The organism is Kingella kingae ATCC 23330 (assembly GCF_900111845.1).
GTDB lineage: Bacteria > Pseudomonadota > Gammaproteobacteria > Burkholderiales > Neisseriaceae > Kingella > Kingella kingae.
This window is the reverse complement of the sequence record NZ_FOJK01000024.1, coordinates 1-19702: the sequence shown is the minus strand read 5'-3', so window position 1 is coordinate 19702 and position 19702 is coordinate 1. Positions and strand designations below refer to the sequence as shown.

Sequence of the window (19702 nt, the reverse complement as noted above, 5' to 3'; positions counted from 1 at the left end):
TGACGTTTATCCCATTTGTAGTGGCGTAGCTGGTTAAAATATGGCTCAATCGCTTGCCATTGGGCATCTGTTAAGTCTGTTGGGTAGGATTTTCTAGTCATAAAGATATTTTATCATTTTTGTGAATGCAGGTTCTTAATTCACTATGCCTGAAAAGTCATTGACTATTTTAGATAATGCTAGATTTCACAGAATGAGTATTCTGCAAGAAATGGTGCATCATTTGGGGCATAAAGTTCTACCGCTTGCACCTTATTCGCCTGAATTAAATCCAATAGAAAAAACATGGGCAAATATTAAGAAATATATGCGTTCAATTTTGCCTAGTTATGATAATTTCACAGATGTGTTACTGTCCTATTTTTATTTTAATTAACTATACATAAGGGAGTTGGCAACGCTGTACTAATCTAAATTTAATTCACTATAGATAGTTGCAGCGTTAATGTTTTCAAAAATATTTTTATGGAATAAGAATGATGAATTTACAGCAAATTTTTACGAAACGATTTAAAGAAGCGCGGAAAGCGAAAAAGATGACACAAGAAAAATTGGGTTTGGCGATTGGTTTAGATGAATTTGTGGCGAGTACGCGCATCAATCGTTATGAAAAAGGTAATCATCAACCTGATTTAAATACATTGGTGTGGATTGCTCAAATTCTTGATGTTCCACCAGCGTATTTTTTTGTTGATGATGAATTGGTTGAAATCGTGTTGGCGCATTATCGGAAACAGGCTGTCTGAAAAAATAAAAAGCCGTGCAAATTTTGATGATTTGTACGGCTTTTTTAATCAATAATCAATTGATTCTTTGATGATTTTTAAATTAGGATACGACATCAAAATATCGTATTTGCGATTATTTTTGTACGCTTCAATTTCTAAAACAGGTTTGCTCCAATGGTCGTCGGCGTCAATTTCGCCCACTTGGTAGCCTTTGCTTTCCAAAATTTGACGCGCTTGGGCTTTCTTTTGTGGGAAGTTTGAATCACTGTAAATTTGGTTTTCAATGCGGTCGTTGGCGAATGCGCTGCTTGCGGTTGCTGTCAAAATTGCTGCTAAAAATAATTTTTTCATGTGTGATTACCTTTCTTAAAAAGTGTGTGTGGTAGGTTGAATTTCAATGAGCGTATTAAAACACAGAAAAATTAGCACAAAATTATGAATGCAAATTTATATAGTGAAATGAAATAAAAACAGTACAAGGCGACAATGCCTGCCGTGTGCAAGTAGTACATAAGGGCGTTGGCAACATAGTACCGTTGCAATTTCATTTCACTATGCTTGATTTTTCTTGGCAGCCTGAACAGGTTCTGGCAGTTGCGTAGGAAAAAATAAGCTCAATGGTCGTTCTTTGGCGATTTGTTTTACACAGCGCATAATGCTCCACCAGCTATCAATTTTGGTTTCGCGTGAACGCAATGCCACCCAAAGTGTAATCGAAAAGCTAACCCATAAATTAACCGAACCAATCATCAAAACAAAGATAACACCTTGAATAAAAGTTAAAAAGCCTACTCCACCCGATATGGTGGCATAACCCAAGTTGGCAGACGAAAAGGCAACGTGGCGAATGTCTAACGGCAAGCCCAGTGCGTGTCCCACAAAGCCTGTCATACCCAATAGCATACCAAAGCACAAGTTACCCATTAACGAGCCATAGTTGGAATGAAAATAATCTGCCACTTTCCCACGCCATTTGGTTGGTAAAATCCATTTTAAAACAGGATGATGACGCAATCTCATGCGTAGATTTAAATAATCGCAACGGTTGTCAAAAAAGCCCGAAATAATGCCCGAACAAAATAACCATACGCCAGCAATGGCAGCATACCATAGCGTTGCTTTGAATGGATTAATCGCGTTCAGCTGATACAAAACTTCGGCTTTGTTTAACAAGGGATAGGGGTAATACAGGCGATAAAACAGTCCAACCAGTATGGCGACGGTAATTGCCACCACTACGTTGCCTGTTACCGCGGCAATTTGCGAACGCAATACATCAACCAATAATTGAGCTAGTTTCATATTATTAACCTGCCCTTTTTCGGTGCGTTCTACCGCCGCAGCAAAACGTGATGCGGTCATTGCAGGCTGCTTGGTTGCCACAGTAAAGCCCAGCATAAAAATTAGCATAAAGCCCAAGCCATAGTTCAAACCAGAGGCAACGCTATACACAAATTGGTTGTCGATTTCTTTACCCAAATAAATTTTAAACCACGACATGAGCGCGATTAAAACACCACCGCCAGCCGCCGAATACAGCATACTCCAATATTCTTTTTTGCTGCGCGTGATGTAGTGTTCGCCATGGTCGCCTGTGTTTTGCGTGATGCTGCGCGATAACATTTTGACGCTGCTTTTCCACAAACGGCGAACGCTGTGTTGTTCAGCCGTTGCAATCGCCAATACCTGAGTGAGTTCTAACAAGGTGCGTGCTGGAATATTTTGGGGCGAAAAAACGTCTAATAACAAAGCAATGCGATTGAGTGTTTGATGCAATCGTTCTAGCAAATGCGCCACACCCAACGATGAGCCTGCACCAGCCACTGTACCTTTTTTGCGCAAGGTTTCCACTTGCTTATGACATTGAGACAGCATGACATATAAATGGCTATCATCAAATTCGGTTTGATTGATTTTAGCGGTTAGCCAAGCGGCAATTTCGCGTTTTAGTGCGACAAATGGTGAATCTCGGTTCAATAATTGTGGGTCAAGGCGTACTAAATCGGGTTCTAATGCTTCGGCGGCAACCCAAATTGATAGCATTTCAATGGCGTGAAAGCCTTCACGGCGCAAGTGACTTTGTGCGGTTTCGCGCTCGTGTTCGCCTGTGTGGTGGCGCAAGAGTGCAAACAGTTTCAGCCAAGTTTTGTTGTCAATCGCATTTATCCACAGGCGGTCACTTTCGCGGTTGAATAATTGAGCGAATACATCGCGTAAATCGCCTTCGTCTTTGTATGATGGATTGAATTTTTCGTAAACGCGGTCAATGAGTTCGCGCGCAAAGCCTTCTCGTGCAAAAATGCCTGCGCTAATTAAGAGTGGGTACAAGCGCAAACCATATAGCCAATGGCACAGCAAATTGGCGACTTGTGTGCATAGTTCTGGGTTATTTTGCAATAAAATCAATAAATTATTCAAACGTTCAGGCGCGCGTTTGGCTTTGCCTTTTCGCAGCCATGTAACCAGTCCTTTTAGTAAGCCAAACGCGTTGTTTTGGTCTACGCTTTGTTGAATTAAACTCAGCAAAGTAGATGAATGGGAATGTCGCATAAATATCCTATTAAAAAGCAGCTTGCATTTAGATAGGCTTATTATAATCAAGAAAATGGACTTGTGATGATAAAAGCAGCCTGCATTTGAGTTAATAAAAGTGCAGGCTGCTTTTTGCATTATAGTGGATTAAATTTAGAGGTGGTGTCCTGAAAAGTGTGCTGCAAAACTAAACAATGCCAAAGTGAATATCAAAGAAAGCTAAATCAAAAACTTTCTTGTGATAAAACATACTTTTAGAAAAACAACACGTTTTTCTAAACGCTCGCCTTACTTTGTGCCGTAAACGACAGTTATTACCCTCAATGCCAACTATGTGTTGCTTACCAACTAGATGCCATTCTTCATTTGAAAAGACATTTAAAAATGCAGCCCAGTCGTCAGTCGCCATTCTGTCATAGGTTACACGCAACTCTTTCAAACGCCATTTGAGTGCTCGCGCTGTTGCTAAATCGCGCTTACCCCAAACGTAAGCGACAATTTCGCCACTTTCTCTGTGATAGGCATAGACTAGCCACACTTTATTAGACTTGTTACCGACAAATGTCCAAAACTCGTCTATTTCAAGTGTAGAGTAATGTTTTTGTTTAGGAAATGGCTCAAACTCATGGCGTTTTAAAGCAGCCTGAACTTTGTCTTTGCTGTAACCCGTAATTGCTGCAATATCGCGAATACCACAACCTCTAACGGTCATTCTCCAAACCTGTTCATCAGCTTTGGAATGACAACCCTTATAGGTAAGGTTATGGTCGCCAATAAAATTACGACAAAAATCTTTGCAAAAATATTTTTGTTTACGATTGCCAGAGTAGCCATTTTTCTTTATATTTTGTCCTTGGCAGCGAGGACAAGTTAGAGTTATTTCTGTTTTCACACACTCAAATATACTCTGTTTTCGCTGCTTTTTTATTGCTTATTTTTTTACAGCACACTTTTCAGGACACCACCAATTTAGATTAGGACAAGGCGACAACGACCGCCGTGTACAGCTAGTACATAAGGGAGTTGGCAACGCTGTACTAATCTAAATTTAATTCACTATAAAATGGTGTCAAGCTTCAAAATCAATAATGTTAAATAAACAATATAAAGATTAACCATAGATAATAATTATTGTCGTTTACATAACAAAAACTTATAATCTGCGCTTCTTTTTAACCTCTAATCAGAATCAAAATGAAATTAAATCGCATCACTCTCGCTATTTTGGCATTATCTGCTGCACCGTTTGGCATGGCAGAAACCCCTGCTATCGGCGATAACGGCAGCGAATTGCAAACCGTAACCGTGCGTTCCAAAGCTGCTCGCGCTATTTCCGAGGCAACCAACAGCTATCAGCGCGACCGCGTGAATTTGGGCTTGCTCGGTCGTCAAGTTGCCTTTACCACGCCGATTACCGTAGTCAATTACGATGAAAAAGCCTTTGCCGACAAAAATCCGCGCAATATGGTGGACGCCATTGCCCAAACCGATGCGTCTGTGATGGCATTTGGCGGCGAAACCAATTCTATTCAAGGCTTGTATGTACGCGGTTTGCAGTTAGACAGCCGCCAATTTAGTGTGAACGGTTTGGCTGGTATGTATTCGGCTTACTCATCGCCTACCAGCAATGTAGGCGCAGCGCAGTTGATTAAAGGCGCATCTAGTGCAACCGTGGGCATGGACCCAGAAGGTGCGGTTGGTTCGTCTGTGAACGTAGAAACCAAAAAAGCATCGGACGAAGGCAATCGTACCATTGGCTTGTCTTGGTTTGGCAAAACGCGCTGGCAGCCGTCTATTGACATTGGACAACGCTTTGGCGCGAACAAAGAATGGGGCATACGCTTCAACGGCAAATACCGCGATGGCGATACCCCACGCAAAGAGTATTCCGAAACCACCAAAGAAGCGGCCATTAACGTAGATTATCGTGGCGAAACGTTCCAAGCGGCGGTTGATGCAGCGTATTCTAAACGTGCAACAACAGGCGGTCGTGCGCGTGTGCAAGATATTCAGGTTTTGAATTTCCAAATCCCCGAAGCACCAGACGGCAAAACAGGTTTAGTACCTGCGTGGCAAGCGCAATCTGCCGAAGACAAATCGGCGATGTTTACGTTTAACTGGCAGCCTAGCGATTGGGTAGCGATTTCGGGTGGCGTGGGTTATTTGGATTCGCTGTATTCGGGTAATTTTGGTGCATTGGCGATTCGCGATACACAAGGTAATTACTGGAATGCCACAGCCAATAACGCAGGCACAGGATACACATCACAAGGTTCACAAATTCGTGACCAGCGCGTAACCACACACAGCTACAACTTAAAAGCGCGTGGTTACTTCCAAACTGGCGAGATTAGCCACAACTGGAATGCCGCATTTGATATGGTTCAACGCAAACGCGATTTTGATACAGGTGGGCGTGTTGCAGCAGCATACCGAGTAAACACCAATTTGTATAACCCAGTGTTTTCAAGCGTAACCCCACCGTTGCCACGTCCAACCATTCAAAGTACTAACGAAGAGCTGAGTGCGCCAAGTTTGGCGATTTCGGATACTTTGGGCTTTATGGACGACAAACTTCGCATCACTTTGGGTGGACGTTATCAATGGATTAAACAAAAAGTTCATGTTCACAATAACCGAGGCGTATATCAGCGCACCAATCACATGAACGAAAGCCGTTTTAGCCCAATGTTCATGGCTGCGTGGTCGCCAACACAAGATTTGGTGGTGTATGGTAACTATTTGGAAGATTTAGAACCAGGCTCAATGGACGATGATACAGGCGCAGTAACCAAACCGCGTGTTAGCCGTCAAGTAGAATTGGGCGTACGTAAAAACTGGGGCAATATTGTTACTTCTGCCAATATTTATCAGATGCGCCGCCAAACATTCTGGCGCAATACTGGCGAGCATCAAGGCTACGAGCGTGTTCGTGGCTTGGAATTAAACGCTTATGCCAATTTGATGAATAAAACCTTACGCCCTTATTTGGGATTGTCGTTTATTCGTCATCAGTTGATTGATTCGCCTGCTGCTTTTGGCAATGTATTGCTCAATGGCGACCAAGTATCCAGCCCACGCTTCATCGCCAAAGCTGGTGTGGAATGGGATACGCCATTCTTGCAGGGCTTAACTTTGAACGCTGGTTTGCAGCATTATGGCAAATCGCGTCAAGCCGTAAATAAAGACTTTATGTTCCCGTCTTACACCGTAGTGGATTTGGGTGCGAAATACCAACATCGCATTAACGAAACCCAAAATTTAACGGTTCGTTTGGGCGTGGAAAACGTGTTCAATAAAAACTACTGGCAAGTACAACGCGGTCAGCAAGACCGTAGCTTTGCCGTATTGGGCATGCCACGCACATTCTGGTTGAAAGCGGAATATTCGTTCTAAATGTAGTGGATTAAAATAAAAGTGAGACAAGGCGACAACGTCCGCCGTGTATGAGTAGTACATAAGGACGTTGGCAACGCAGTATCATTGCAATTTTAATTCACTATAAAAGCAGCCTGCACTTTGATTGATGCAAAGTGCAGGCTGCTTGTTTTTCGCGTACAATTTAGGCTATTTTATTTGCAGGCTGCTTTGTTATATAAAAAAGCAGCCTGCACTTTTTCGCTTACTTTTTATATAGATAAATCAAAATGAAATTCCTACACCCCATATTCCAATGGTTTGAAAGCCGCATAGAACCCTATCCCGATGACACGCCCAGCACGCCGCCCAAAGGCATTTTGCGCTTTATGTGGGCAAGCAGCCATGGCACGCGCCGTTGGATTTTCGCGCTCGCCGCTGTAAATGCAGGCACAGGGGTCATGGACGCGCTGCTGTTTCAATTTATGGGCAAACTGGTGGACTGGCTCGGCACATACACGCCACAAACGCTGCTTGCTGAAAAAGGTTGGTCGCTGCTGGGTATGTTCGCGCTGATGTTGTTTTCGGTGTTTTGGCATTTTATCGGCTCAAATTTGCGACTGCAAACGCTGCAAGGCGTGTTCCCCATGCGATTGCGCTGGAATTTTCATCGCCTAATGCTCAACCAATCGCTCGGCTTTTATCAAGATGAATTTGCAGGGCGCGTGTCGGCAAAAGTCATGCAAACCGCCCTTGCCGTGCGCGATGCCGTGATGAGCATGGCGGATATTGTGATTTATGTGCTGGTGTATTTCATCACATCGGGCGTGATTTTGGCGAGCTTGGATAGCTGGCTGCTGCTGCCGTTTGTGTTGTGGATTGCCTTATTTATTACCACTTTGGCGATTTTAATCCCCAAGCTGGCAAAAACCGCACAACGCCAAGCCGATGCGCGTAGCCTGATGACAGGGCGCATTACCGATGCTTATTCCAACATCGCCACCGTCAAACTGTTTTCGCACGGCGCGCGTGAAGCCAAGTATGCCAAACAATCCATGCAGGAATTTATGGTAACGGTACATGACCAAATGCGTTTGGCGACCACGTTGGACACTTGCTGCTCCACGCTGAATGTGGTGCTGACCTTGTCGTCTGCCGTATTGGGCGTGCTGTTGTGGCATAACGGACAAGTGGGCGTGGGCGCAGTTGCTACCGCAACAGCAATGGCATTGCGAATCAACGGATTATCGCAACACATTATGTGGGAATCGGCGCGACTGTTTGAAAACATTGGCACGATTGCCGATGGCATGAACACGCTATCCAAACCACGCACGATTGTGGATAAACCCAACGCGCTGCCGTTAAAAGTAGAACAGGGCGACATTCGCTTTGAACATTTAGACTTTTCATACGAAAGCGGCAAACCGCTGCTCAACGGCTTCAATTTGCACATTAAAGCAGGCGAAAAAGTCGGTTTGATTGGACGAAGTGGCGCAGGCAAGTCCACGCTGGTCAATTTGTTATTGCGATTTTACGAAGCACAAAGCGGTAAAGTGACCATTGACGGGCAAGACATCACGCAAATCACACAAGAAAGCCTACGCGCCCAAATTGGTTTGGTAACGCAAGACACCAGTTTGCTGCACAGGTCGGTGCGAGACAATATTGTGTATGGTCGCCCCAACGCCAGCGATGAAGAAATGATGCAGGCTGCTTTGAAAGCCGAAGCGGCAGAATTTATTCCGCATTTATCGGACGCAAAAGGGCGCACGGGCTATGACGCTCATGTGGGTGAGCGTGGCGTGAAATTGTCGGGCGGACAACGCCAACGCATTGCGATTGCGCGAGTGATGCTCAAAGATGCGCCGATTTTGCTGTTGGACGAAGCCACCAGTGCGTTGGACAGCGAAGTGGAAGTGGCAATCCAAGAAAGCCTAGACAAAATGATGGACGGCAAAACCGTGATTGCGATTGCCCACCGCTTGTCCACCATTGCTGCGATGGACAGATTGATTGTGCTGGACAAAGGTCGCATTGTAGAAGAAGGCTCGCACGCGCAACTGCTAGAAAAAGGCGGTTTGTATGCCAAATTGTGGGCGCATCAAAGCGGCGGTTTTTTGCCTGATGATGTGGATAACAGCTAAACGAAGTCGCACAAATAACAAAGCAGCCTGCATTTGGAATCAACAAAAAGTGCAGGCTGCTTTTATTTATCGCAAATCAATCAAGCATGAACGCGACTTTCGCCCTCACCCTCAATATTCTCCACACAACGCGCACACAAAGTCGGGTGCGCCACTACCGTGCCAACACTTTCAACATAATGCCAGCAACGCTCACATTTTTGCTGTGCAGACGGTGCAACGCTTGCCGACAATTCATCGCCTTGCGCCAACTCAATTTTGGACACCAGCATCACGAAACGCAATTCATCGCCCAGCGCCGCCAACGCTTCATAAATCGCGTCAGGCGCAGTCAATTTCACTTCCGCTTGCAACGAAGAACCCACCGATTTATCCACACGCAAAGGCTCAATCGCCGCACTCACAGCCGAACGCGCTTCACGGATTGCCGCCCATTTCGCCACCAATGCTTCTTCACTCGCGCTAGGCATGGTCGGGAAATCGTGCAATGTGTGATACAACACGCTATCCGTTTCGCCGCCGCCAATGATGTCCCACGCTTCTTCCGCCGTGAAACACAAAATCGGCGACATCAACAACACCAGACTGCGCGTGATGTGATACAACGCCGTTTGCGCCGAGCGACGAGCGTGGCTATCCGCTTTCGTGGTGTATAAGCGGTCTTTCAGAATATCCAAATAGAACGCGCCCAAGTCTTCCGAGCAGAATTGCACCAAATCTTGCACCGCAAAATGGAACGCATAACGCGGATAATATTCGCCAGCAATTTTTTCTTGCAACTGACGCGCCAACACCAACGCATAACGGTCAATTTCAACCATATCCGCTTGCGGAATCGCGTCTTCAATCGGATTAAAATCCTTCAAATTCGCAAACAAGAAACTCAACGTATTGCGAATACGGCGATAACTTTCCGTAACACGTTTCAAAATTTCTTTGGAAATCGCCAATTCACCAGAATAATCAGTCGCCGCCGTCCATAAGCGCAAAATATCTGCGCCAAATTCGTTATACACTTCTTGCGGTGCAACCACGTTACCGATTGATTTAGACATTTTGCGACCGTTTTGGTCTACCACAAAACCGTGCGTTAATAATTGCTTATACGGCGCACGACCCAAAGTCGCACAACCCGTCAGCATTGACGATTGAAACCAACCACGATGTTGGTCGCTGCCTTCCAAATACAAATCCGCAGGCCATGCCAATTCAGGGCGTTGTTTCAACACAGAAAAATGCGTACTGCCTGAATCAAACCACACGTCCATTGTATCGCTCAATTTATCGTATTGCTCGCAATCTTCGGGCGACAACAATTCTGATTTATCCAATTCAAACCACGCATTGATGCCTTTTTGCTCAATTTTTTGCGCGACTTGTTCCAACAAATCCGCAGAATTCGGGTGCAATTCGCCTGTTTCTTTGTGAACAAAGAACGTCATCGGCGTACCCCAAAAGCGTTGACGCGACACCACCCAATCAGGGCGACCTTCAATCATCGCTTGCAAACGCGCACGACCCCACACAGGGAAAAATTCCGTATCGTCCACCGCTTTCAACGCATTATTACGCAGCGTTTTGCCCGACACGCCAGCCTTGTCCATACCGATAAACCATTGACCCGTAGCGCGGTAAATCAACGGCGTTTTGTGTCGCCAACAATGCGCGTAGCTGTGTTCAATTTTGCCGTGTTTCAACAAACGGTCATTTTCAGACAGCCAGTCAATCACAGGCTGATTCGCTTCCCAAACCGTCATGCCAGCCAAACGCGGCACTTCGCTGATGTAGCGACCTTGTGCATTCACAGGGTTATACAATTCAATACCGTATTGATTGCAAACGAAATAGTCTTCCAAACCGTGCGCTGGTGCGGTGTGAACCAAACCTGTACCTGCGTCTGTGGTAACGTGCGAACCGTTCAACATCAAAATTTCGCGGTCTAAAAATGGGTGCGTCAATTTCAAATTTTCCAACGCCGCGCCAGTCGTTTCCGCCAACACAGAGCAGCCTGCAAATTCATAGCGTTTAAGCGCGTCTTCCGCCAAATCTTTCGCTAAAACCAGTTTGCCTTTTGGCGTGTCAATCAGTTGGTAAACAATGTCCGCACCTGCCGAAATCGCTTGGCTGGCTGGTAACGTCCAAGGCGTGGTTGTCCAAATCACGGCAAACGCTTCGCCCGACAATTCAGGCAGCCTGAAAGCCGCCGCCAACGCCGCGTTATCGTTAAACAAATATTTCACATCAATAGCGTGGGAAACTTTGTCCTTGTATTCCACTTCCGCTTCCGCCAAAGACGAACCGCAATCCAAACAGAATTGCACAGGTTTCGCGCCTTTGTATAAATAGCCCGCTTTATAAATTTCGCCAATCGTGCGAACCGTGTCGGCTTCAGTTTTGTAATCCATTGTCAAATAAGGATTTTCCCAATCGCCAATCACGCCCAAACGCACGAAATCTTTTTTCTGACGCAAAATTTGTTCGCCAGCATATTCGCGGCATAATTCGCGGAATTTGCTGTGTGGCATATCTTTGCCATGCAATTTTTCTACCATCACTTCAATCGGCAAGCCGTGGCAGTCCCAACCAGGGACATACGGTGCGTCAAAGCCAGCCAATGTTTTGCTGCGGATAATGATGTCTTTCAAAATTTTATTGACGGCGTGTCCGATGTGAATGTCGCCATTGGCATACGGAGGGCCGTCATGCAGAATAAATTTTGGGCGACCTGCGGCGATTTGTCGTAATTTTTGGTAGCGTTTTTCGTCTTGCCATTGTTTCACCCAAGCAGGTTCGCGTTTGGCGAGATTGCCGCGCATGGGGAATGGCGATTCGTGTAGGTTTACGGTTTTGCTGTAATCGGTCATGGTTTTGCTCTTGAATAGTCGTAAAAAAGGTTAAGGCAGCCTGCACATTCGGGTTTATTGTGCAGGCTGTTTTGGATTAAATTCGCTTCATTCTATAAGGATTTATGGCTTATGGAAAGCGTGAAACAGCAATCGGGCAACAAGTAAATTCAAGTTAAGGGGGATTACACGCTGCAACATCCGTCTTATGATAACCGTTTTCAAGCAGCCTGCACGGTGTGTGGGCGGTATTTTTCTCTCATCTACACGGAGTTTTATTATGAAAATCAAACAGATTATTTTGTTGTCTAGCGTTTTGGCAATGGTGGCTTGTGCCAGCAACACAACATCAAGCAGCACATCAAGTACCGCGCATCAACATGGTTATGCTCACAGCCATGCTCATGTTCATGCTCACGCTGCGGACAGCCATGCTATGACTTTTGAGTGCAAAAATGGTATGACGATTACCGCGCAACACGGCGATGACCAAGTGCGCGTATCGGTGGACACGATTGGTGATAGTGTAACCTTGCAACGTGCTGTGAGCGGTTCTGGCGTGCGCTACGCTAGCAACAACGGTTTCTATGGTAAACCAACTGAATTCCACCACAACGGTCGCGATGCTGCGTTTGTATTCACTGACCCACAAGGCAATCAAGTTGAAACTGCGTGTAGCGTTAAAAAATAAGCGATTTCAATTGATATAATAAAAGTGCAGGCTGCTTTTGAAATACCAAAGCAGCCTGCACTTTTATTTGTGTGATTTAAACTTCAAACGCGTGTACTTTTTCTTGATACGAGCGCAATAAATTCGCCGATTGAGCAAAACGCGCGATTTCGTCGGCATTGAGCGGTTTTTCGATGATTTGCACCGCACCCGAACCGTTAATCACGGCTGGCACGCCAATATACACATCGTCTTGACCGTATTCGCCTTGCAACAGCGTGGACACGGTTAGTACCACGTCTTGATTACGCAAAATCGCTTGTGTGATTCGCGCCAAGCCCATGGCGATGCCGTAGTAAGTCGCGCCTTTGCCTTCGATGATGGAATACGCTGCGCTGCGGACGTTTTCGTGGATTTGCGCCATCTTTGCCGCGCCATCGCCCGATTTATCCAAAGCAGCCTGCAACGGTACGCCTGCAATGCTGGCGGTACTCCACGCGGCAATCACGCTGTCGCCGTGTTCGCCAATCATGTGGGCGTCTACGCTGCATGGCGACACGTTGAACGCTTTGCTCAAACAGTTACACAAACGCGCCGTGTCCAAAATTGTACCAGAGCCAATGACGCGCTCTTTGGGTAAGCCCGAGAATTGCCATGTGGCATACGACAACACGTCCACAGGGTTGGTCGCCACCAAGAAAATGCCGTCAAATCCGCTTGCCATCACTTGCTTGACTACGCTGTGAAATACTTTGAGATTGTTGTCCACCAACTGCAAGCGCGTTTCGCCGATCTTTTGCGCCATGCCCGCGCAAACGCACACCAAATCGGCATCGGCGCAATCGCTGTATGTGCCTTCTTTGACTTTGGTGGGCGATGGGGCATACAAAATGCCGTGGCGCAAATCGCGTGCTTCGGCTTGGACGCGCTTTTCGTTTAAGTCTATCAACACCAATTCATCGCAGGCGGCTTGGTTGATTAGGGAAAAGGCGTAGCTAATCCCCACCGCGCCTGTGCCAACAACCACGACTTTTTTGCCTGATTTTTTGTTCATTTGCTTATTCCTTTACGTGTGTTAAAAATAGTATTGTATAACAATTTGTGGATAAAAAAGCAGCCTGCACTTTTTGTACCCAAATCAAGATTTAGACAAAAGTTGCAGGCTGCTTTTTGCACAACCGCTTATAATCACTCTTTTTCGCCATAACAAGGATTCAACCCATGCTGCACATTCAACAGCTAAACAAACAATTAGCAGGCAAACCAGTCGCCCAAAACATCGATTTACAAGTGGATGCAGGCTGCTTGTTGGCAGTATTAGGCGCATCGGGCAGCGGTAAATCCACTTTATTGAACATGGTTGCAGGCTTAATGCAGCCCGATTCTGGTGACATTTGGCTCAATCAAATTCGCCTGAACGATGTATCGCCGCAGCAACGCAACATCGCCATGATGTTTCAAGATTTCGCGCTGTTACCGCATTGGAATGTGTGGCAAAACGTGGCGTTTGGTTTGCGTATGCGTGGTATTTGCACTGCTGCTGCGCGTGAACAGGCGTTGATTTGGCTGGATAAAGTGGGGCTGGCACGCTCGGCAGAACGGGGCATAGACGCTTTGTCGGGCGGCGAAAAACAGCGTGTGGCGTTGGCGCGAGCGTTGGTTGGGCAGCCAAAATTGCTGCTGCTAGATGAGCCGTTTTCCAGCTTGGACACAGCATTGCGCGGGCAACTGCAAACTTTGGTGCGCGATTTAGTCCGCCAGCAAAATATCCCTGCGGTGCTGGTTACGCACGACCCTGCCGAAGCCGCGCTTATGGCGAACCACATGGCGATTTTGCACCACGGGCAAATTGTGCAGCACGACACGCCCGAACAGCTATTTGCGCGACCTGCATCTGAACAGGCGGCGCATTTGCTCGGTTGTGTGAATGTGCAGGCTGCTTTTTATGTGCCGCCCGAAGCGATTGTGTTGAATCACGAAAATGGGGTGGATTGCACGGTTTTGTCGTGCGACAAGCAGCCTGCACTTTGGCGCGTGGTGGTGCGGCATCCGCATTGGGGCGATTTGATTACTTGGCACGATGGCGCGATAAGCGAATCGCGTTGTCGTGTTTGGGTTGATGACGGGTGTGTGATTCGGTTTGGTCATTCGGTATAGCAAATCTGCCTCTCTTCTTTGGGAGAGGGTTGGGGAGAGGGATTTTGGTGCTTCTGTAATTTATGTCGCTGTAATGCAACGATTTTCCCTCTCCTTAACCATTCCCCACAAGGGGAGGGGACTGTGTCAATCAAACAATCTACCCTGCACCAACACCGCTTTAACAGGCGCAAAATCCGCCCTGTGTTCCGCCAACGCGCCAAACTGCTGCAATGCTGCCAAATGCGCTGCCGTGCCATAACCTTTGTGCTGGGCAAAACCGTATTGCGGATAGCGTTCGTGCAGTGCGTACATTTCCGCATCACGCGCGGTTTTTGCCAAAATGGACGCAGCCGAAATCGTCGCGATTTTGCTGTCGCCTTGCACAACGGCTTGGGCTGGCATCGTCAAATTTTTGGGGACGCAGTTGCCGTCTATCCACACGAATGCAGGCTGCTTTGCCAAACCTGCAATAGCGCGTGTCATTGCCAACAAAGTCGCCTGCAAAATATTGTATTGAGCAATTTCGGCAGGACTTGCCGCTGCCACACTCCACGCAATCGCTTGTTGTTTGATTTCAACAGCCAGCGCATCACGTTTTTTTTCGCTCAACTTTTTGGAATCGGTCAAACCGTGTAGCGCGTAATCGGTAGGCAACATCACGGCGGCGGCAAACACGCTGCCAACCAAACAACCGCGCCCTGCTTCGTCCACACCAGCGTGACTGGGTAACACAATAAATTCAGATTGATTCATGATACAGTTTGTCCCATTCTTCGGGCGTTTCAGGTAATGCAGGAATAGCATGTTGCTCGTCTGCCCATTGTCCTAAATCAATGAGTTTGCAACGCTGGCTGCAAAAGGGGCGATAGGTGCTTTCGGGTTGCCACAGCACAGGCGTTTGGCAAGTGGGGCAGGATACGGTGGTGGTCATGGGTTTTCCTGTTGATTTAAATGACCGTCATTCCCGCGCAGGCAGGAATCTATCTAACCAATTCAGTTATCAGAATTTATTTTCTGCTATCTAAATGCTACGCAGGAATGACGGCGCGGTTATTTAGAACAATAAAATGCAGGCTGCTTTTCAGTGTAAAAATACGAAAAAAACGGTATGATACAGGCTTTATTCCTTAACGCAACGGAGTTTATTGTTATGAAAAAAACCGCCTTAACTTTCGCTTTGGGCGCATTGTTTGCCAATGCAGCTTACGCCGAACAAATCCAGTTCCGCATCATCGAAATCAGCGACATTCACACCAATTTAACCGACTTTGATTACTACAAAGACAAAGCCGACCCAAAATATGGCTTAACCCGCACCGCCACGCTGATTCACACAGCCAAAGCCGAAAACCCCAACAGCATCGTGGTGGACAATGGCGATTTAATTCAAGGCGCACCGATTGGCGATTATATGGCAGCCAAAGGCTTGCGCCGTGGCGAAAAACACCCTGCTTATGTGGCGTTGAATTACTTGGGCGTAACCGCCAGCACTTTGGGCAACCACGAATTTAACTTTGGTTTGGACTTTTTACACAAAGCCTTGGCAACCAGCCAAGTGCCAGTAGTAAACGCCAATATCGTGAACGCGCGTACAGGCAAAAACCAATACACGCCCTACATCATCAAAACCTTGCGTTTAAAAGACACCAGCGGCAAAACCCACAGCGTAAAAGTCGGCATTTTGGGCTTGGTAACGCCACAAATCATGCAATGGGACAAACGCCACTTGGAAGGCAAGGTGCGCGTAAACGACATCGTGGAAACCGCAAAACACTATGTGCCTGAAATCAAACGCAAAGGCGCAGATGTCATCATCGTGCTGAACCACAGCGGTTTGGGCGACACCAAACAAGCCTATCAACAAGGTCAAGAAAACACGACTTACGAATTGAGCAAAATCGCAGGCGTAGATGCCGTAGCGTTTGGTCATGCCCACGCACAATTCCCTGGTAAAGACTTCGCCAACTTGCCCAATATTGACATCGCACAAGGCACAATTCACGGCGTGGCTTCCACCATGCCTGGGCAATTTGGTAGCCACATTGGCGTGATGGATTTGACTTTGGACAACTCGTCTGGCAAATGGAAAACCGTGAACAGCCGTGCCGAATTACGCGCCATTTATGACAGCAACGCAAAAAAACCGTTGGTGGAAAACGATGAAAAATTAGTGCAACTGATGAAGCCGTATCACGATGGTACACGCGAATTTGTCGGCAAACCAATCGGCAAAGCCACCGAAGATATGTTCAGCTTTTTGACTTTGGTACAAGACGACCCAACCATGCAAATCGTTAGCCAAGCGCAAACGGATTATGTACGCAAAGTATTCCAAAACGATACTAAATACAAACATTTGCCTGTGTTAAGCGCGGTTGCACCGTTTAAAGCAGGTGGACGCAAAAACGACCCCAATGCCTACACCGAAGTCCGCAAAGGCGAATTGAGCTTCCGCAATGCAGCCGATTTGTATTTGTATCCCAACGTGTTGTATGCCGTAAAAGTATCGGGCAACGAATTGCGCGAATGGCTAGAATGCTCGGCAGGTATGTTCAACCACATTGACCCAAACAGCAGCAAAGCGCAAGCTTTGTTAAATTGGGACGGCTTCCGCACTTATAACTTTGACGTGATTGACGGCGTGAACTACGAAATTGATTTGACCCAGCCTGCGCGTTATGACGGTTCGTGCAAAATCGCCAATGCAGGCAGCCACCGCATTCAAAAATTGAGCTTCCAAGGCAAACCTGTGAGCGAAACCGATGAATTTATCGTGGCAACCAACAACTACCGCGCAACTGGCGGCAGCTTTGCAGGTACGGGTGACAAAAACATCATCTATGCCGCACCCGATGAAAACCGCCAAGTATTAGCCAACTACATCAGCGAATACAGCAAACAACACGGCGCAATCAACCCAAGCGCAGACAACAACTGGACGTTTGCACCAATTGCCAATCCAAACTTGAATGTGTATTTTGAAACGGCAAACAGCGACACAGCGCGTGAATTTATCCGCACCAAAGCCGTTCGCCCCTACACGTTTGAGCGCGTTGATGAAGCAGGTTTTGCGGTGTATCGCATCGATTTGAGTGGTAAGAAGTAATCCAATCATCAAATAAAAGTGCAGGCTGCTTTGTCGCAGGCATTCATGCCTACGGCATACCCTTTTATACCCAAATCAAAGATTTGGACAAAAGGGCAAAGCAGCCTGCACTTTGTGTCAACGTGATTAACTAAATCCCACATCAAAGCTACATAATATTAGAACAAGTAAAAAAAATTGAGAAGTCGATTTTTTTGTGATTTAATGCTTTCCACGTTGCACACATCGTGCAATGCGATAAATTCAACCGTCTATTAGGAGATACCAAAATGAAAAAAATCATCGCAGCAACCGTTATTGCTTTGACCACCGCAGCAGGTGCAGCACACGCAACCCTTATGACCCCTAAAACTGTAAACTACTCTTGCCAAGGCGGCAAAAGCATCAACGTAACCTACACCTTCAACAAAGAAGGCTTGCCAACCAAAGCCGAAAGCGTGTTGCAAGGCAGAAAACGCACCATGCCAACCAATCTGAATTTGTCTGATATTGCTGGCACAACGTTTGGTAAAGCGGGCACTTATATGATTGACACAGCTTATGTGGACAGCGAAACGTATAACCAAGTAACGTTAGGCACCGTAACCGCACCGAATAATCGCATTATTTACAAAAACTGTGCGCCAAACTAATTAGACAAATCAAAAAGCAGCCTGCACTTTGAATCAACAAAAAGTGCAGGCTGCTTTATTATTTACACCGCCACACGCTGCCCAATATCTCGCAACTTCGCAAACTGTTCCACCAATGCAAGGGCTATCGTCCAAACTCATCGCAAACATCTACAAATAAGTGGTAATCGCGTACAAATGCCCCGAACTGCCGTAACCCTTAACCATCAGCAGCCACAACGCCGACTCAAACAGCACACTCATCGCCAAACCAATCCAAAATTCCAACAACATCACAATCGCCCCAATCATAGAACACAGCGAAGTAATCAAAATCGGCAAATGATGTTCAAAAAAATCAACAAATTCACGCGACAAGGTAACACGCGCATTGATTTCCGAATGACTGTTGCCTTGTTCGCGCTGTTTCAAAATCACAGGCACGGCAATTTCCGCGTAAATGCGCGTAAACGTCTGCGTATCCACACGGCGGCGCGAAGCCGACACGCCGTAAATAATCAACATCAGCACCGCATAACCAAACGCCCTTTCAGGCTGCCTGAAACAATCGCGTCAATCGCAAAGCTGCCAAAAAGCGGATAAGTCGCCCACAGCAGATTTTCAGCCGGAACAAGTGAAAAGGTTTTAAAAAGACGGTTACGGTTTTGCGAACCGATGTTTTTTTAGGGTTTGAAAAATGGGGTTTTGTGGTTTCATTATTTTGGTTATAGTTTGGTTTTTAAAAATTCAAGCAGCCTGCAAATAAAATGGAAAAAATACTCAATCACGCCCTAAACCGCTTCACCAAACCTGCATCGCATTAGGTATATGAGCGATTGTTATTCTTTTGTTTTTGCAGCAATTCTATTTCCCAATTAGCAATAAAAATCTTCAAGAAATTTTGACATCAGCCATGTTTCTCATCTTCATATTTATGGCAATTCCTGCGGTTTTATTGTTGATTTATGATTGGGTTAGGGGTTGTCCTAGATAACTAGGGAAATTCAAATTAAGAACCTGTATTCACAAAAATGATAAAATATCTTTATGGCTAGAAAATTCTACCCAACAGACTTAACAGATGCCCAATGGCAAGCGATTGAGCCACATTTTAACCAGCTACGCCACTACAAATGGGATAAACGTCAATTAGTGAATGCCGTTTTTTTACATTACCAAAACAGGTTGCCAATGGCGTATGCTGCCCAATGATTTTCCACCTTATTCAACCGTATGGAGTTTCTATCGCAGAGCCAATCAATCAGGCTTATGGGATAGAATTCTTTTGGCATTGGTTCAAAAAAACGTTTAATCCATCAAAAACAAGCGATGCCAACTTATGCCATTATTGATTCACAAAGCGTCAAAACAGCTTCTAGCGCACATGATAAAGGTTTTGATGGAGGTAAAAAAATCAAAGGTCGTAAGCGACATAGGTGGTATCCTGAAAAGTGTGCTGTAAAACTAAACAATGCCAAAGTGAATATCAAAGAAAGCTAAATCAAAAACTTTCTTGTGATAAAACATACTTTTAGAAAAACAACACGTTTTTCTAAACGCTCGCCTTAC

Annotated in this window: 17 protein-coding genes and 3 pseudogenes; 11 read left to right on the top strand and 9 right to left on the bottom strand. The window is 46.0% G+C overall.

The genetic code is table 11. The features are described 5' to 3' along the window. Positions 1–145: 145 nt before the first annotated feature. Together BQ5809_RS10385 and BQ5809_RS06120 are read left to right on the top strand one after the other, a co-directional pair. A pseudogene (locus tag BQ5809_RS10385) lies at positions 146–376 on the top strand (transposase); the annotation flags it as partial. A 100-nt stretch (positions 377–476) separates the two neighbouring features. Further along, entirely contained in the window at positions 477–746 is a 270-nt protein-coding gene (locus tag BQ5809_RS06120) for a helix-turn-helix domain-containing protein (RefSeq protein ID WP_003788127.1), read from the top strand. A 48-nt stretch (positions 747–794) separates the two neighbouring features. On the opposite strand, the gene BQ5809_RS06115 is transcribed toward BQ5809_RS06120, so the two are convergent. The 3 genes from BQ5809_RS06115 to BQ5809_RS06105 form a co-directional block, all read right to left on the bottom strand. Then, positions 795–1079, bottom strand: coding sequence for a PepSY domain-containing protein (locus BQ5809_RS06115; protein ID WP_003788125.1), 285 nt, complete (start codon positions 1077–1079; stop codon positions 795–797). A 201-nt stretch (positions 1080–1280) separates the two neighbouring features. Beyond that, complete coding sequence (locus tag BQ5809_RS06110; protein ID WP_032827815.1) at positions 1281–3278, bottom strand: site-specific recombinase; 1998 nt, start codon at positions 3276–3278, stop codon at positions 1281–1283. A 169-nt stretch (positions 3279–3447) separates the two neighbouring features. Beyond that, entirely contained in the window at positions 3448–4152 is a 705-nt protein-coding gene (locus BQ5809_RS06105) for an IS1 family transposase (protein WP_071461630.1), read from the bottom strand. 302 nt (positions 4153–4454) lie between these two features. On the opposite strand from BQ5809_RS06105, the gene BQ5809_RS06100 reads away from it, so the two are divergent. Both BQ5809_RS06100 and BQ5809_RS06095 read left to right on the top strand, forming a co-directional pair. Beyond that, on the top strand, positions 4455–6656 hold the full coding sequence (locus BQ5809_RS06100; RefSeq protein WP_003788117.1) for a TonB-dependent siderophore receptor: 2202 nt from the start codon (positions 4455–4457) through the stop codon (positions 6654–6656). Positions 6657–6907: 251 nt separating this feature from the next. Continuing rightward, on the top strand, positions 6908–8764 hold the full coding sequence (locus BQ5809_RS06095; RefSeq protein WP_003788112.1) for an ABC transporter ATP-binding protein: 1857 nt from the start codon (positions 6908–6910) through the stop codon (positions 8762–8764). A gap of 80 nt (positions 8765–8844) precedes the next feature. Here BQ5809_RS06095 and ileS read toward each other — a convergent pair whose 3' ends face one another. Next, the gene (ileS, locus tag BQ5809_RS06090) at positions 8845–11628 is read right to left on the bottom strand and encodes an isoleucine--tRNA ligase (protein ID WP_003788111.1); all 2784 of its coding nucleotides are present in this window, start codon (positions 11626–11628) and stop codon (positions 8845–8847) included. A 187-nt stretch (positions 11629–11815) separates the two neighbouring features. Here ileS and BQ5809_RS06085 point away from each other — a divergent pair, with 187 nt between their 5' ends. After that, positions 11816–12298 (top strand): MliC family protein, encoded by a 483-nt coding sequence (locus BQ5809_RS06085; protein WP_003788108.1) that lies wholly within the window; start codon positions 11816–11818, stop codon positions 12296–12298. A 76-nt stretch (positions 12299–12374) separates the two neighbouring features. Here BQ5809_RS06085 and BQ5809_RS06080 read toward each other — a convergent pair whose 3' ends face one another. Continuing rightward, complete coding sequence (locus BQ5809_RS06080; RefSeq protein WP_003788106.1) at positions 12375–13331, bottom strand: L-lactate dehydrogenase; 957 nt, start codon at positions 13329–13331, stop codon at positions 12375–12377. Between the two features lie 167 nt (positions 13332–13498). Here BQ5809_RS06080 and BQ5809_RS06075 point away from each other — a divergent pair, with 167 nt between their 5' ends. Beyond that, positions 13499–14434 (top strand): ABC transporter ATP-binding protein, encoded by a 936-nt coding sequence (locus tag BQ5809_RS06075; protein WP_003788102.1) that lies wholly within the window; start codon positions 13499–13501, stop codon positions 14432–14434. A gap of 126 nt (positions 14435–14560) precedes the next feature. On the opposite strand, the gene rnhB is transcribed toward BQ5809_RS06075, so the two are convergent. Further along, on the bottom strand, positions 14561–15169 hold the full coding sequence (gene rnhB / locus BQ5809_RS06070) for a ribonuclease HII (protein ID WP_019390347.1): 609 nt from the start codon (positions 15167–15169) through the stop codon (positions 14561–14563). Then, on the bottom strand, positions 15156–15347 hold the full coding sequence (gene yacG, locus BQ5809_RS06065) for a DNA gyrase inhibitor YacG (protein ID WP_003792093.1): 192 nt from the start codon (positions 15345–15347) through the stop codon (positions 15156–15158). Before yacG ends, rnhB begins: the two co-directional genes overlap by 14 nt. 219 nt (positions 15348–15566) lie before the next feature. Here yacG and BQ5809_RS06060 point away from each other — a divergent pair, with 219 nt between their 5' ends. Then, positions 15567–17522 carry a bifunctional 2',3'-cyclic-nucleotide 2'-phosphodiesterase/3'-nucleotidase gene (locus BQ5809_RS06060; protein WP_032827814.1) on the top strand — a complete coding sequence of 652 codons (1956 nt, stop codon included), beginning with the start codon at positions 15567–15569 and terminating at the stop codon, positions 17520–17522. A gap of 269 nt (positions 17523–17791) precedes the next feature. Next, positions 17792–18154, top strand: coding sequence for an ACP-like domain-containing protein (locus BQ5809_RS06055; protein ID WP_003788097.1), 363 nt, complete (start codon positions 17792–17794; stop codon positions 18152–18154). 62 nt (positions 18155–18216) lie between these two features. Here BQ5809_RS06055 and BQ5809_RS06050 read toward each other — a convergent pair. Next, positions 18217–18810, bottom strand: a pseudogene (locus BQ5809_RS06050) (ABC transporter six-transmembrane domain-containing protein). 370 nt (positions 18811–19180) lie between these two features. Between BQ5809_RS06050 and BQ5809_RS10375 the strand changes: the two are divergent. From BQ5809_RS10375 to BQ5809_RS10770, 3 genes are read left to right on the top strand one after another with little or no spacing between them, the layout of a single operon-like run. After that, on the top strand, positions 19181–19345 hold the full coding sequence (locus BQ5809_RS10375) for a transposase (RefSeq protein ID WP_081353478.1): 165 nt from the start codon (positions 19181–19183) through the stop codon (positions 19343–19345). After that, on the top strand, positions 19332–19445 hold the full coding sequence (locus BQ5809_RS11585) for a transposase (RefSeq protein ID WP_089152897.1): 114 nt from the start codon (positions 19332–19334) through the stop codon (positions 19443–19445). Before BQ5809_RS10375 ends, BQ5809_RS11585 begins: the two co-directional genes overlap by 14 nt. A gap of 17 nt (positions 19446–19462) precedes the next feature. Then, entirely contained in the window at positions 19463–19633 is a 171-nt protein-coding gene (locus BQ5809_RS10770) for a transposase (protein WP_143452384.1), read from the top strand. Here BQ5809_RS10770 and BQ5809_RS11295 read toward each other — a convergent pair. Further along, positions 19598–19702, bottom strand: a pseudogene (locus BQ5809_RS11295) (IS1 family transposase); the annotation flags it as partial. The gene BQ5809_RS10770 and the pseudogene BQ5809_RS11295 sit on opposite strands and share 36 nt — an antisense overlap.